Raw genomic sequence first — 14668 nt, 5'->3', positions numbered from 1 at the left:
TAATCTACATTGCCTCTCCTATTTCAACATCAATAGATAGATTTTGCCCTTTAGCAGCAGGTAAGTTAGAAATATTAATGTCATAGGTACGAAAATTATCGTTTAAATTTTTTCGTAGTTTCTCGTATTGATAGGAAATATTTTTACCGGATCGAAAATTAAACCTTAAAGTTGTGGTAATATAACTTTTTGCCTCATTATAATTCCATTCAAATGATCGAAGCTCTATACCTGGTACTTTTAACTTTTCTACATACTTAACTTGTGTAAGAGGAGAGTATTCTATTTTTGATAAAATATTATTGATATTAATAAAATCATAAATTTCATCTATTTTTTTTACATTATAGCTTTGGCTAAGTTTTGTTAATTGGTTATTTAAGGTGCTCTGCTTTGCGGATAAATTATCAGCGACACTGAAGTTTGAATACAAATTTAGCAAACAAAGGGCGTTAATTACGACTAAAACCAAAGCGAAGTATAGAAAAATTTGAGGAGAGTTTAAATAAAGATAATTGAATAGATAAAATTCTTTAGTTTCCTTTGTATTAAAAATAGCTGCTAATTTATTCTTAAAGCTGTGAAACAAAATTATGGTATCGCAAAAGTTATCTTTTTCACTTATAGCTAGTTCTGCTCCTAATAGTTTGCCTAACTCATATGGAGTTAATATGTTCACACTGTTCTCTGAAAAATTTATGACTGATAAACTAGCTTTAATATCTTCTGACACTATGATGCAAAGGTCGATAGGGTTATTTTTTTCAAACCCAAACTTAGTTAAGGATCGAATAGTATCTTGCACTTCCTGATATATTCCACCAGCAATAATTCCTGGTAAATTATCATTAGTAAATGGTACTAAACGCGTAAATATCATTTTATTCTCTTTAAGAACCACTTGTCTATAGCCTCCCGTTTTAGTTGCAGCAACTATAATTTTCCAATTATTAGGATCTTTATGTAGAATCTTTTTTGTTATATTACTTATTTCTATAGGAAACATTAATATTCCCTTAAAGTTGGAGCCTATCTCAATAAACACATTCAACCAATATTCTACTAAATGCTTTGCTTTTGATGAAACAAGAAGATAGCACCAGTTTTGATTGAATTTGTTTGGCTTCTCAACCAAAAAAACTGAACTTATGTCATTATTACGAGAAAAATGCTCCATCTTTGTTTTTGCTGATAGATAGGCACTAATCTTGTTTGCCCTTGTAATAAACTGTAGCGAGTAATTTTGATCTGCATGATTAAGCACCAGGTATAAAGGTGCTTTTTTGTCTGATGAAAGACATGAAATTAAATCGGAAACTGCTTTATCGTTTTTGCCCTTAACAAAATACCTTTTATTTAAAGTATTATTTTTAAAATATAGTAACATTATGCCTTCTTCTCCAATAGAAAGCATAAACTTACTTTTGGATTTTGAACTAAACATATTAACAAAGCATATACTTATCTAGAATTAAAAAGGCAATTTATTGAAATTCATTAAACGTTAGAGGGAAATATTGTTATAAATTTTCGCAGCAACATTATTTATATTATAATTTTTTTATAAAATCACTACTAATATTAAGCTATTTAATTAATAAATTAAGAAAACTCATTAATTAGAAATATACACTATCTGCCGATTAACTTTAATTAATAGGAGTTATTAATCTATTTACTATTCTTGTAATATTATTTCTAATGGTAAACATTTCTAGTAATACTGGAACAGTTGTTATTTCAGATACAGAATTTAGTGTAAGTAAACTAACCATTTGCTGAAGAGCGCTCATCTTCTTTGGTATTTGATGATGGAGCAACTAATTTGCTCAAAATCTCATCTTTTGGTCCCATAGCGTAAATGACACCATCTGACATGAGGATCACCTTATCAACTACGGACAATAACGGTAGCTTGTGAGTGATGATAACAGTAGTAGTATTTTGCTTTCTTGCAATGCCAATTGCATTAATTAAGCATGCCTCTCCATTGCTATCTAAGTTAGCGTTTGGTTCATCAAGTACTAAAAGTTTTGTGTGACCATAAAAAGCTCTGGCAAGTCCAAGAAGCTGTTTTTGGCCGCCAGAGAGCGTTACTCCTCCAGGACCTCCTATTGTTGTATCATATCCATTTGGTAAGCTTAGTATTAGTTCATGTATTCCTGCAATTTTTGCTGCTTTGATTATTTCTTCAGGATTTGGATCTGGTCTCATGCGAGCAATATTAGCTTTGACACTAGTGTTAAATAACTCAATATCTTGAGGTAAGTAGCCAACATAATTACCAAAATTTTCTCGATTCCAAGTATATACATCAGCGCCATCTAGTCTGACTACACCAGATATTGGCTTCCATACACCAACAGTTAATTTTGCGATAGTGGATTTACCAGAAGCACTTGCACCAATCACACCTACTACGTCCCCTGGTTCTATAATAAATGATATTCCTTTTACTGTTGGCTTATTGCTTCCATAAGGAGTAAAAAATACTCTATCAAATTCCAATTTTCCTTCAGGTTCTGGTAGAGCCATCGTTTGCTCTCTTTTTGGTGATGTTAATATAAGTCTTTGTAGCCTTCCATATGACATTCTAGCCTGATTTAAAAACTTCCAAGTATGAACCGCAGCGTCAAATGGTGCTAATACTCTACCCATTAAAATTGAAGCAGCGATGATGCTACCAGCAGTTTTATGAGCTGTAATTGCAAGTAATGCACCTGTTCCAATTACTGATATTTGCAGAGTTGAGCGCAAAAACTTAGTGATTCCAGTAATTACATTAGAGCGATTTTGTGCTTTAATTTGCATTGCTCGATTCTGATCATTTCGTTTACACCAATCAGAGACTATGAATTCTGACATGCCCATAGCTTCAACTACTTCTGCATTTCTTGTTGCAACATCTATAGCATTGATATTCCGTATAGTTTCTTCGTTGGTTTCTTGTAATATTCGTTTAGTGGCAAGTTCATTCCATATTGCCATAGAGACTAATATAATGATTCCAGCAATAGCTATAAACCCCGTGGAGGTGTGTATCATGAAAATCACAACAAGGTAAATTAACGACCATGGAGTATCAAACAGTGAGAATATACCATTTCCTGTAATGAAATTTTTTATTACCCCGAGATCTCGTATTGCTTCACCACTTGAAGTTGAGCTCTGCACTGACGTTAGCCTGATTGACCTTACTATCAGATCTGGTGTTGCAGTTTTATCGATCCAATCACCTATTTTTGCCATGGCTAAATATCGACAAGTTTCAAGCATTGCAGAACATGCAAATGCAGATAAAGTGATAATTGTCAGCATAGTTAGTGTTGATACACTTTCGCTTGATATCACCCGATCAAGCACTTGAGAGGTATAAAGTGGTAGAAATAACATTAATAAATTGATTCCCGCACTAAACCAAAAGATAAACCAAAATGCACTTTTGCATTTTTCTAGGCAAATATATAGAGTACTTTGCTTCAATTCTTTTTTTATTGATGGCGTAATTTCCACAATCTTCCTCTTAATTTAATTACATGCACCATATACAATTTTTATTACAAAAATATTAATAACGGCAGTTAGCCTGCTTTAAGTGAGTAAAATATTAATATATGTGAATAGGAAATATAAACAATGGTAAAAAGAAGTATAGTTAATATTTCCTTCATTGCCTATAGCTGAGCTACGTCATACCGCCGCGGCGCTAACAAGAGATCCCGCTAACAAGCAGCGGGATGACGAGGTATAAACCATCGTCATGCAGCCGCAAACCGTCATACCGCGATTTATTCGCGGTATCTCATCCGCTAACAAGCAGCGGAATGACAGCAATCCTACGTCATACCGCCACGGCGCTAACAAGAGATCCCGCTAACACGTAGCGGGATGACGGTTGTCAGGGTAGCTGTCATCCCTTGTGGAAATTGTTCTCAAATCACAATGTTCGTACAGCTATAGATTCATTCGCGGCGTAGATTCCGCTAACACGTAGCGGAATGACGAATTTGTCGTTTTTCAAATCGTCGGTAAACCTAAGTCACTTTAGCTATAATTCAGAATTGAGAGTTTTTAATAACTTTCTAACTCCCACTTAGGTCTTGGTGCAAAATTAAGTGGATCTATATAATTCTTCTGTAACCTTTCAATTCCTGCCCATCCAACCATTACTGCATTGTCTGTACATAGATTATTAGGGGGGAAAAATATGTTTAAGTTTATGTGTTCTTTCAGTTTTTCTCTCAAAAAATTATTTGCTGCAACTCCGCCGGTAATCACAAAGTCATTGATTTTGATATTTAAAGATTCGGCCATAATAATCGCATTACTAACCCTGTCCAGCAGTATGTCACTAATACACTCTTGAAACGAAGCACACACATCACACACATCTTGCTCGCTCATTTCGAGTTTCTGCACTAAGTTTTTTACTGCTGTCTTGATTCCAGAAAACGAAAAGTTACATCCAGAACGTTTTATCATCGCCCTTGGCAGTTTAAATCTTGCACCATTGCCTTTTTTAGCTAACTTTTCAATTAATGGCCCTCCGGGATAGCTTAAACCCAGCATCTTAGCAACTTTATCAAATGCTTCTCCTAACGAGTCATCAAGTGTCCCCCCGAGTTTAATATATTTACCTACATCCTGTGCAATTAAAAATTGACAGTGACCACCTGACATTAATAGAACTAAAAACGGAAATTTCACCTCATGCAGTAACCTAATAACTAATGCATGCGCTTCTAAGTGATTCACTGCAATGAACGGTTTTTGTGCTACATGCGCAATTGCTTTAGCCATCATTGTACCAACTATTAATCCACCTATGAGTCCTGGTCCTGATGTTGCTGCAATTGCATTGAGATCACAAAAGTTAAGGTTAGATTTTTCCACGGCGCTTTTTATTAGACCACTTAAATGCTCCATATGAGCACGTGAGGCTATTTCAGGGATCACCCCACCGCGTTTTTTGTGTTCTGCTTGGGAGAGAATTTCGTGAGCAAGGACTTGCTTGTCACTATTTACAATCGCTACTGCAGTTTCATCGCAGCTTGTTTCAACAGCTAAAATGGTTTTCATGTATATTCGAGCACTTTATTATAAAAACTATACCTTGAAACGCTGTAGAAGTTAACTGCAAAGTTAACTTCTATAGCTAAAAGATTTACCGACAACCGTCATTCCGCTGCTTGTTAGCTGATGAGATACCGCGAATGAATCTACAATCGTATGAACATTGTGCTATTGAGATGGAGCACTTTCTTGTTATTCCAGGTCTCCTCTCTCGTCATCCCAGTGCGTGACACTGGGATCTCACTTAGTAATTTCGTAATATAAATCATACCAATTTGGGTTTTTTCTTGCAACTAAATTGATTTTCCATTCCCTTCTCCAACTTTTTAGAAGTTTTTCTCTATCAAGAGCCGAATCTACGTCTTGAAATTCTTCAAAATAAACTAATTTTTGTACATTATATTTCGACGTAAAACCGGGAATAACCTTGTTCTTATGCTCCCAAATTCGTTTAATTAAATTCGACGTAACACCTATACATAGAGCCTTATTGTGTCTACTTGCAAGTATATAAATATAATAGTTTTTCATAAAATTTAGATCCCAGTGTCACGCACTGGGATGACAGGAAGAGGAGACTGAGATGACAAATGTGAGTGCTGATGTAACAAATGTAAATGCTTGAATGACATCAATAATTATATACATTTTATCACTAAACTAGACGTTCGTACAGTCGTGGAATGAATTGCGGTATGACGTAGGAAAACCTGCACTATAAGCTAATCATCATCTCCAAATATGGAGCTAATTTTTTTGCCCCCAGGAGAAAATTTATTAGTCCAACTGCTTTGCACTTTGGTTACGTCTTTAGTGGCGGTTTTATTGCTGTATTCCTTGATTTCCTTATCTATTCTATCCATCATTTGTGGATCCAGGCAGCTCTTTTTCCATTGATCAGTAGCAAGGAACACTTTGTTTAAATCTTGAGTGCGAATTAAGTATTCTTTATCCTTAGGATAAACCTCTTGTGCCCAAGCAAATAGCTCAAAATAGCGTGCAAACAATTCAGATGCGCGTGACTTTGCAGTTTGATAAGCTTGTATCTCCTTAAATATAACTTGGCTAATAATTTTCTGCACAAGAACATTTGCTTGCCTTAAATTCTGCTCAATATCCTGGTAAACCTTATGGAGAAATTCCTGCTCTAGGCTCAAGTTAAGCTCATTTTCAACCATATGTGAAAGTTCATGCACTATAATGTATGGATTTGACCTTCTCAGCACAATAACATACCTATTTACACCGGAAGACCTGATTGTCTTACACACCCCTTCTTCCATATCCACTAATCCCTCTTGGTATATTTCAAACGAAAGCTTATTTTGCTTTATTAGTGATAAAGTGAGGTTTAATGTGTTTCTAAACTTCTCAAATTGATAGAGATACTCAATATATCGTATTGCATTTTCACTGCTTCCTACTTTAGTCGCTTGTTTGATTAAATTCCTGATTAGCATGCCTTATTATTAAAGGAATTTTTTTTTATACTCAAGAGCTATAAAGTGTTTTTTAGGAAATCTCATTGCATAGCTAAAGTAATTCAGGTTTACTGACAACCGTCATACCGCTAACAAGTAGCGGTATGACGAGATGCCACCGCGAACCGTCATACCGTCACGAACCGTCATACCGCGATTCATTCGCGGTATCTCTTAGCATAGATCCCGCTAACAAGTAGCGGGATGACGATTGTCGATGAACCTAAGTTACTTTAGCTATAAACATTAAGAAATTTACTAAACGAAGAAAAAAGGCAAAAGAAGCCCTGGTCATTATCTATTTTCAGTATTTGGCGTTTTTTAAGTCTTAAACACTGCAATTTAGCTGCTTTTAAATGCAACTCACATTAGTTTAAATGTTTAAGAAATTTACTAAGCAGAAAAAAAGGCAAAAGAAACCCCGCGTTAGCTAGTTGTCACTCTCTAATCCTGCAAATTGGCGTACTATACTGTCTTAAACGACTTATAAGCGCGTTTCAGCTTGTGTAGGTAAAAACCTAGAAATATTGTGAAGACATAAGGTGCACATAGTGCGAAAAATTAAAAATAAGACGCCAAGTACGTTGTTTTTTTGCTGTTTAATCTGCACAGATGAAGATAACTGAATACCTTCAATACCATGATAAGGGGGCTGGCGGAGTTTGTCAAGGAAGTTTTTGTATTTAATCCGTTTCTATGGCTTATATAATAATCATTATTGTGATATAAAACTTAGAATAATGCAATAGATACCTAATGTTTTAGCTATTAATTATATGTTGCACAAGAGCACATATTACAATACCATCCAAGTAGGTCAAAAATAAGGAGATTGTCATGAGTTTTACTTTACCTGAATTACCATATGATAAAACAGCTTTGGAGCCTTACATATCTGCAAAAACCTTAGATTTTCATTATGATAAGCACCATAAAGGATATTTAAATAAACTCAACGAGCTAGTTGAAAATACAGATTATCAACATGTGAAAATTGAGGAATTAATAACAAAAGTGCATGGTAATAGCGATAAAGTTCCCATATTTAATAACGCAGCGCAAGTTTGGAACCACACTTTTTATTGGAATTCAATGAAGAAGAATGGTGGTGGTAAACCTAAAGATGATGGTTTTCTGGCAAAAAAAATTCAAGATGATATCGGTGGTTTTGATAAGTTTTGTGGGGAATTTGCCAATCATGGAGTAAGCCAATTTGGTAGTGGATGGGTATGGTTAGTGCTCGAAAAAGGAAAGCTCAAAATCACCAAAACTCCAAATGCAGATTTGCCATTAATTTATGGCCAAGTTCCATTACTCACTATGGATGTCTGGGAGCACGCCTATTATTTAGATTGTCAAAACCGTAGAATTGACTACATAAAAGTTTTCCTTGACCATTTGATTAATTGGGATTTTGCAGAAGAAAATTTAAAAAAGAATACATAAGATGAATACACCTCAGGTAACAAAATTAGATAATGGTCTGCGCATAATAACTGAGCAGGTGCGTGATGTTGATTCCGTAGCTTTAAGCATACGAGTTGGTGTTGGCAGTAGAGCGGAAAGTGCAAATCAAAATGGAATATCCCATTTTCTAGAACACATGGCTTTCAAAGGAACGAAGACAAGAACTGCGTTTGAAATTGCAAAAGCTTTTGACGACATAGGTGGGGTTTTCAACGCCAGCACCGGTAGGGAAAGCACCACCTATTATGCAAAAGTCCTCAAGAAAGACATAAAAACTGGTATTGATATATTAATAGATATATTGATGAATTCAACATTTCCAGAAGATGAATTGGAACGTGAGAAGGGCGTTGTAATACAAGAGATTTTTCAAACTAATGATTCACCAAGTGACATTGTTTTCGATAAATATTTTGAGGCAGCTTATGAAGATCAACCTTTCGGCAGGTCAATCTTAGGCACGCAAGATACTGTAAAATCTTTTACTCGAGAAGATCTAAATAACTACATAAATGAGCATTACTTTGGCGAGAATATGCTATTTGCCGTTGCAGGAAATGTTGAACATGAAGAAGTTGTTGCATTAACCAAAGATTTTCTCTCAAAGATTCATTCTAAAAAGCTGAAAAAAAGCCAAAATGCGACGAGCTACACTGGTGGTGAGTATTTAGAACATCGTAAATTAGATCAGGTGCACTTGCTAATTGGTCTACCTAGCGTTTCTCGTTATGACGATAAATATCACACGTTTCAAGTGCTTGATTCTATATTAGGGAGCGGAATGTCATCACGTCTGTTCCAGGAAGTAAGGGAAAAGCAGGGATTAGCTTACTCTGTTTATTCATTTAATTCCAGCTACACTGATACAGGGATGTTTTCCATTTTTGCTGGCACAGATAGTAGTAACTTAGATAAGCTTTTAAAATCTATGACGACAGAGTTGAAGAAGCTGTCTACAGATAATCTGAGGGAAGAAGAAGTAAATAGAGTGAAAGAGCGAATAAAATCCCAAATTTTAATGTCACGCGAAAGTGTTAGCTCACGCGCTGAAACATTGGGGCACTACTATGGTAACTATAATAGGTACATCAGTAAAAATGAATTAATAGAAAAAATTAGTGCAGTTACCACTGCTAACGTAAAAAAAGCAGCAAAAGAATTGTTATCTCAGCATGAAAAAACCACTCTAGCTGCAATTGGAGAAATTAAATCATTGCCAAGTTACGATAAAGTGGTTTCTATGCTTAAAGGGAGTGTTAAATAAACTGTGTCAAACCGCATTTTTAGTTCAACTCAATTTTCAATCTGCCAGGAAAGAAAACATCAAGTTGAGAGATAGTTAATGCCCAATCATGTACAGGCATCGTCCACTTTTCCTCTGCCTTCTTTATAGCACAATATACCTGCTTATGCAAGGCATTTATGCTGGTAAATGAGCCTTTGGTCTTAGTGAATTTCCTAATTTGCCTATGTAGCCCCTCTATGGGATTGGTGGTGTAGATTATCCTCCTAACTGGACCAGAATACTTAAAATAACCAGACAAGTTTTCCCAATTATTCTGCCAAGATTTTATAACCATAGGGTACTTTGTGCCCCATTTTTCATCCAATTCCAACAGATAATTCTCGGCAATTTCCTTGCTTGAAGCTTGATATACCTTCTTTAAATCGCTCAAAAAACTCTTCGCATCTTTACTGGCCACATACTTCAGTGAGTTGCGTATCTGATGCACTATACACATCTGCACTTCCGCATTAGGAAAGACACTGTTTATAGCTGCAGGAAAGCTTTTCAGCCCATCAACGCAGGCAATAAGGATATCTTCTACTTGTATCTTGTCAAAAGCATCTAATGTTTTAAGCTTAAGCATTAGGTGGAGAAGGGAGGAACTCTGTGCTTCTTCTTAGATATAAAATCTGTAGAGGAGATAAGAATTCCCTTCTCAAAAGTATAGGCTGGACGGTATCGTAGAAAGACCTGAATGGTTCTAATTCTGTATTCACAAGGTTAGCCTTACTTTTCATTTTTAATGGTAACGTATGGGGTTATATATGATCAACAACTTTTTGGGCATAGATATATCAAAAGATCGCTTTGATGTTTTTCTCTCATTTATAAGCAAAAAAGGAAAGCGTGAAACTAGAAAAAGAAGCTTTAAGAACGATGGTTTCAAAGTCTACTGAATTTTCTACACAAACATAATGTAGAAAAAGTAAAAACCTGCATGGAATCTACTGGTTGTTATAGCGAAGCACTGGCTGAATTTCTACACAATGCTGGACATTTTGTAAGTGTTGTAAATCCTTATTGCATAAAATCTTATGCAAGGAGTAAGCTGATACGACAAAAGAATGATCAGACCGATGCAGAAGTTATTGCTGGTTATTGCCAAAGACAGGAACCTTCTAGTTGGACACCACCTTCTCCTGAAATGAAAAAATTAAAACATCTTTATCGTTGCTCAGTTGCGTTAAAAGATGAGTTAACATTAGTAAATAACCACTTAGAAAAAAAAGAGAGACTGCCTAAAGAAGTTGCAAATGCTTGGGAAGACCTTGCAATGAATATAGCTCAAAAAATAGAAACAATAAAAAACTCCGTACGTGAACTATTAAATCAACACAAAGAATTGTTGGAAAATTTTCAACTTCTATTGACTATTCCAGGCATAGGAGAAGAATCAGCAATAGCTATTTTAGCTGAAGTTTCTGATATAGAGGTTTTTAGAGATGCCAGGCAATTGGCAGCATATACAGGAGTTATACCACGAAATATGACGTCAGGTTCCTCTGTATATGCCAAACCCAGATTAAGTAAATCCGGTTCACAAACATTACGTAAGGCACTTTTCTTTCCTGCCATAGTAGCTAAGAATCACAATCCTATCATTATGAGCTTTTGCCAAAGATTAAAGGAAAAGGGTAAGCATAATATGGCCATCGTTGGTGCTGCAATGCGTAAGCTACTCCATATCATTTTCGGTATTCTGACATCCAAAAGTGCTTTTGATCCTAACCATATCAAAAACTACAGGGCTAGGAGGTTGACTGAAGGTTTAGTACTTTAAAATCAAAAATGCTTCCTATCTATCTTATGTAAAGTGGTATCTTACACAAATTTATTGAATGTTGTTGGTTAGTGGATATGTTGATAAGTAAACTTCATCTGTTTTGTGCGTATAAAACTAATTTACTTATCAACATATCCACTAACTATAATCTGTGTACTGTTACACAATTGGAAGTATTTTTTGATTTTATGATGCAACTTGGGAAATTTTTATAATTTTTTTGTTGACTAACAAGACGGTATCTCCTGTCATCCAGCCCTTCCATCCAAGACGGTGTCATTCCAGTGCCCAGACACTGGAATGGCTTTGTTGCATCGCTAGCTATGATGGATTAAAGATAAAAAAGATGGAGAATATCAGTAGCTTATTATTCTGGTATTTATAACAAGAACGGTCAGTGAATACCTAAATTTGAGTAAAAGAAATTTCACTACCACTCACTAATCCGGCTAAAATTCAAGAATTTCAATGCTTTAGCTATTTTCAATAGAATTAAGTTTATTAATATAAATAATAAATTACTATTCTTAAATTTGATCAGATTGATTGCAAAAAAACAAGATTTTCAATAGGTTGCTTATAATCCTAGCTATAGTTAGCCTTTCATAAGTAGCGATGCAACAAAGCCCACTGGAATCCAGAAAACTTAACTTTATACCAGGTAATAAGAACTGGATCCCAGTGTCTGGGCACTGGGATGACAAGAGAAGGTACTGGAATGACGGTTGTCGTTTAGCTATAAACATTAAGAAATTTACCAAATGAAAAAAAAGGCAAAAGAAGCCCCGTGGTTGGCTAATTACTTACATTATACTTTCAAGTATGGCGTTTTTTTATTCTAAACGCTTAATAACCGCGATTCAGCTGCTTTTAAACCGCAACTAATCTAAATTATAAACGTTAAGAAATTTACTAAACAGAAAAAAAGGCAAAAGAAACCCTAGGGTAGCTAGTTATTCACTATCCATTTTTTAAGTTGGCGTTTTTTGATGTTTTAAATGCTTTATAAGCGTATTTCAGCTTGTGTAGGTAAAAACCTAGAAATTTGATAAAGACATAAGGTGCACATAGTGCAAAAAATTAAACATGAGACGCCAAATACGTTGAGTTTTTTTGTCATTTAATCTGTACAGAGAAGATAAATAAATAGCTTCATTTTCATGATAAGGGGGCTGGCGAAGCTTGTAAAGTAATTTTTTCGTTTCTATTCCCAATAAAAGTTTGTTATATGGTTATGCAAGAAGTCTATTGTGAATGAAATGAATGTGAAAAATATCTTATTAGCGTTTTTAGTACAAACGGTATTCAGTTTGCCGCTATTTGCAGCTGATCCTGTTTTGCTCAACTGCATTGAAACTCCAGAAATATATGACCTTGATGCAAGGCCAAAAAATTTTAGCTCTTCAAACAATTTAAGAAGGAAAGCTGGTTCTCCAAATAGTGCAATAGGAGAATTAATACACATAGTGGGTAGAATTACTGATATAAACTGTTTACCAATACAAAATGCTGTAGTTTCTATATGGCACGCGAATTCACGCGGCGTGAACCATTACGATGAGAATATAGAGGATAATCAACTCGATCCGAATTTTGCTGGATCAGGAAGGTTTGTAGTGAATAATCTTGGCTATTATAATTTTATTACGATAGCACCTGGTAAAATTGGTGAGAGAGCTCCACATATTAACTTTCTAGTTCAACATCCAGATTTTCCAGAATTCACAACGCAAATGTTTTTTGCTGACCATAATTGCGATAATTGTGCTGATCCTGTTCTTGGAGATTTTGTTAGGAATGGGCTTGCAAGCCTTCTCATAACACCATTTACTTACAGTGATCAGGTCATAAAAACCTATACGTTTAACATTACCTTGGGTGGATATAATAAGTTCTCTAATAAAAGATAAAAACCCTTGCATGTAAGGTAGTCCATAGTAAACTTGAATGTTATTGTACTTAGGATGTATATGAAAAATATCTTACTGATGTTTTTGCTATGTTTTATGTACAGTTTACAATTATTTGCAACGGAGATGCCAGCAATGAAAATAACAATTTCTAAAATTTCGCCCGATTTTAAAACAATAGTAATGGGTTTATTTGAGGACAACGAAACCGTAAATGATGGCGGAGTTTTGCAAGGAAAACAGATCATAGATAATATAAAGCAATTTAGCGATTTTAATGGAAGCTTTGGTGAATTTTCTTCTACCATTTTACCAGAAGGAAAAAACGTTGTAGTTGTTGGACTTGGTAAGAAGGATGAATGGAATGAAAATAAAGAATTAAATATTGGTGGTAAAATATATTGTGAGCTAAGCAGATTAAAAATTAAGAAAGCAGCGATTTTAATCGAAGGTAGTGCAGCAAATGTTGCATATGGTGCGTTTCTGCGTAGTTTTAAGTTTGATAAGTATAAAACTAAAAAGGATGAGAAAATTACAGAGGTAGAGGAAATTACCGTATTAGTAAAAGATGAGCAATTAAGTAATGCTGAAAGATCATTTGAGCACTTAAGGCAAGAAGGTGAGAGTATATTCCTTGCGCGCTCTTTTATAACAGAGCCTCCTAACATTCTATATCCAGAATCCTATGCTGATCATATAAAAAAAGAGCTTACTAAGCTTGGTCTTGAAATCGAAGTGCTTGATAAAAAGCAGATGGAAGAGAAAAAAATGGGAGCCTTGCTTGGAGTCGCACAAGGAAGTAGTAAAGAACCAAAATTAGTAGTGATAAAATGGAATGGGGCTTCTAAAGAACAAAAGCCAATAGCTTTTGTTGGTAAAGGTATAACGTTTGACACTGGTGGAGTATCACTCAAACCTTCACGTGGTATGGAGTCGATGAAATATGACATGGCAGGCTCTGCTGCTGTAGTTGGGGTGATGCATGCTTTAGCAGGACGAAAAGCAAAAGTAAATGCAATCGGCGTGGTTGCACTTGCAGAGAATGCAGTGGGTGGTAATGCTCAAAGGCCGAGTGATGTAGTAACTTCAATGTCTGGACAGACGATAGAAGTGTTGAACACCGATGCAGAAGGAAGGCTCATACTTGCAGATGCTTTATGGTATACGCAAGACAGATTCTCACCAAAATTTATGATTGATCTTGCAACTTTAACTGGTGCTATAGTGGTTGCACTTGGAAATAACGAATATGCTGGTCTTTTTTCAAATAATGATGAATTAGCAAACCGTCTGATTGATGCAGGAAATGAAGTAAGTGAGAAGTTATGGCGTTTTCCTATGAATGAAACTTATGACAAAATTATTGATTCACCGATTGCTGATGTTCAAAACATCGCTCCTGCAGGCTCTGGTGGAGATAGCATAATGGCTGCACAGTTTTTACAGCGTTTTGTGAATGAAACTTGCTGGGCACATTTAGATATCGCAGGCACTGCTTGGTACGAAAAAGGTACTGACATTTGTCCAAGAGGAGCAGTAGGTTTTGGTGTAAGGTTACTTAATAAGTTGGTTAAAAAGTACTACGAAGCCAATGATTAAAGGTCTTTATACTGGATTTATGGCTTGACTCACAGCTACATGAACGTTTATTTTCGAGGCGCAGCAA

Annotated in this window: 11 protein-coding genes and 2 pseudogenes; 5 read left to right on the top strand and 8 right to left on the bottom strand. The window is 35.4% G+C overall.

Annotation, left to right across the window (positions count from 1 at the left end):
• Positions 1-4 precede the first annotated feature (4 nt).
• From AAGD68_RS05340 to AAGD68_RS05315, 6 genes are all read right to left on the bottom strand, one after another.
• On the bottom strand, positions 5-1444 hold the full coding sequence (locus AAGD68_RS05340; protein WP_253309206.1) for a hypothetical protein: 1440 nt from the start codon (positions 1442-1444) through the stop codon (positions 5-7).
• A gap of 205 nt (positions 1445-1649) precedes the next feature.
• Complete coding sequence (locus tag AAGD68_RS05335) at positions 1650-1775, bottom strand: hypothetical protein (RefSeq protein ID WP_264687919.1); 126 nt, start codon at positions 1773-1775, stop codon at positions 1650-1652.
• On the bottom strand, positions 1768-3513 hold the full coding sequence (locus AAGD68_RS05330; RefSeq protein WP_264735926.1) for a type I secretion system permease/ATPase: 1746 nt from the start codon (positions 3511-3513) through the stop codon (positions 1768-1770). Before AAGD68_RS05330 ends, AAGD68_RS05335 begins: the two co-directional genes overlap by 8 nt.
• Positions 3514-4071: 558 nt before the next feature.
• A complete protein-coding gene (gene tsaD, locus AAGD68_RS05325) occupies positions 4072-5079 on the bottom strand; it encodes a tRNA (adenosine(37)-N6)-threonylcarbamoyltransferase complex transferase subunit TsaD (RefSeq protein ID WP_341814166.1) in 1008 nt (335 codons plus the stop codon).
• Between the two features lie 234 nt (positions 5080-5313).
• Positions 5314-5604: a GIY-YIG nuclease family protein gene (locus tag AAGD68_RS05320; protein ID WP_253309210.1), complete on the bottom strand. Its 291-nt coding sequence runs from the start codon at positions 5602-5604 to the stop codon at positions 5314-5316.
• A 191-nt stretch (positions 5605-5795) separates the two neighbouring features.
• Positions 5796-6533, bottom strand: coding sequence for a hypothetical protein (locus AAGD68_RS05315; protein WP_264735927.1), 738 nt, complete (start codon positions 6531-6533; stop codon positions 5796-5798).
• Between the two features lie 858 nt (positions 6534-7391).
• Here AAGD68_RS05315 and AAGD68_RS05310 point away from each other — a divergent pair.
• Both AAGD68_RS05310 and AAGD68_RS05305 read left to right on the top strand, forming a co-directional pair.
• Positions 7392-8000, top strand: coding sequence for a superoxide dismutase (locus AAGD68_RS05310; protein ID WP_264687915.1), 609 nt, complete (start codon positions 7392-7394; stop codon positions 7998-8000).
• A gap of 1 nt (position 8001) precedes the next feature.
• On the top strand, positions 8002-9285 hold the full coding sequence (locus AAGD68_RS05305; protein WP_253309213.1) for a M16 family metallopeptidase: 1284 nt from the start codon (positions 8002-8004) through the stop codon (positions 9283-9285).
• A gap of 19 nt (positions 9286-9304) precedes the next feature.
• Here the strand turns inward: AAGD68_RS05305 and AAGD68_RS05300 are convergent.
• Positions 9305-9850, bottom strand: a pseudogene (locus AAGD68_RS05300) (IS256-like element ISWpi15 family transposase); the annotation flags it as partial.
• A gap of 223 nt (positions 9851-10073) precedes the next feature.
• Here AAGD68_RS05300 and AAGD68_RS05295 point away from each other — a divergent pair.
• Positions 10074-11089: pseudogene (locus AAGD68_RS05295) on the top strand (IS110 family transposase).
• Positions 11090-11619: 530 nt separating this feature from the next.
• On the opposite strand, the gene AAGD68_RS05290 reads toward AAGD68_RS05295, so the two are convergent.
• Entirely contained in the window at positions 11620-11838 is a 219-nt protein-coding gene (locus AAGD68_RS05290; protein ID WP_309166896.1) for a hypothetical protein, read from the bottom strand.
• Positions 11839-12351: 513 nt separating this feature from the next.
• Here AAGD68_RS05290 and AAGD68_RS05285 point away from each other — a divergent pair.
• Both AAGD68_RS05285 and AAGD68_RS05280 read left to right on the top strand, forming a co-directional pair.
• Positions 12352-13002 (top strand): protocatechuate 3,4-dioxygenase, encoded by a 651-nt coding sequence (locus AAGD68_RS05285; RefSeq protein ID WP_341814387.1) that lies wholly within the window; start codon positions 12352-12354, stop codon positions 13000-13002.
• A gap of 96 nt (positions 13003-13098) precedes the next feature.
• Entirely contained in the window at positions 13099-14601 is a 1503-nt protein-coding gene (locus AAGD68_RS05280) for a leucyl aminopeptidase (RefSeq protein ID WP_264732578.1), read from the top strand.
• Positions 14602-14668 lie beyond the last annotated feature (67 nt).

Origin of the sequence: Wolbachia endosymbiont (group A) of Machimus atricapillus, assembly GCF_964027095.1 — a bacterium.
Taxonomy (GTDB): Bacteria; Pseudomonadota; Alphaproteobacteria; order Rickettsiales; family Anaplasmataceae; genus Wolbachia.
Note: the sequence above shows the minus strand (reverse complement) of the source record. Positions and strands in the feature narration are given on the sequence as shown.

Bases quoted from the DNA above. Each gene is read 5' to 3' on its own strand.
- AAGD68_RS05340 (WP_253309206.1), bottom strand. From the start codon at position 1,444: ATGTTTAGTTCAAAATCCAAAAGTAAGTTTATGCTTTCTATTGGAGAA.
- AAGD68_RS05335 (WP_264687919.1), bottom strand. From the start codon at position 1,775: ATGGTTAGTTTACTTACACTAAATTCTGTATCTGAAATAACAACTGTT.
- tsaD (WP_341814166.1), bottom strand. From the start codon at position 5,079: ATGAAAACCATTTTAGCTGTTGAAACAAGCTGCGATGAAACTGCAGTA.
- AAGD68_RS05320 (WP_253309210.1), bottom strand. From the start codon at position 5,604: ATGAAAAACTATTATATTTATATACTTGCAAGTAGACACAATAAGGCT.
- AAGD68_RS05315 (WP_264735927.1), bottom strand. From the start codon at position 6,533: ATGCTAATCAGGAATTTAATCAAACAAGCGACTAAAGTAGGAAGCAGT.
- AAGD68_RS05310 (WP_264687915.1), top strand. From the start codon at position 7,392: ATGAGTTTTACTTTACCTGAATTACCATATGATAAAACAGCTTTGGAG.
- AAGD68_RS05305 (WP_253309213.1), top strand. From the start codon at position 8,002: ATGAATACACCTCAGGTAACAAAATTAGATAATGGTCTGCGCATAATA.
- AAGD68_RS05290 (WP_309166896.1), bottom strand. From the start codon at position 11,838: ATGTTTATAGCTAAACGACAACCGTCATTCCAGTACCTTCTCTTGTCA.
- AAGD68_RS05285 (WP_341814387.1), top strand. From the start codon at position 12,352: ATGAATGTGAAAAATATCTTATTAGCGTTTTTAGTACAAACGGTATTC.
- AAGD68_RS05280 (WP_264732578.1), top strand. From the start codon at position 13,099: ATGTACAGTTTACAATTATTTGCAACGGAGATGCCAGCAATGAAAATA.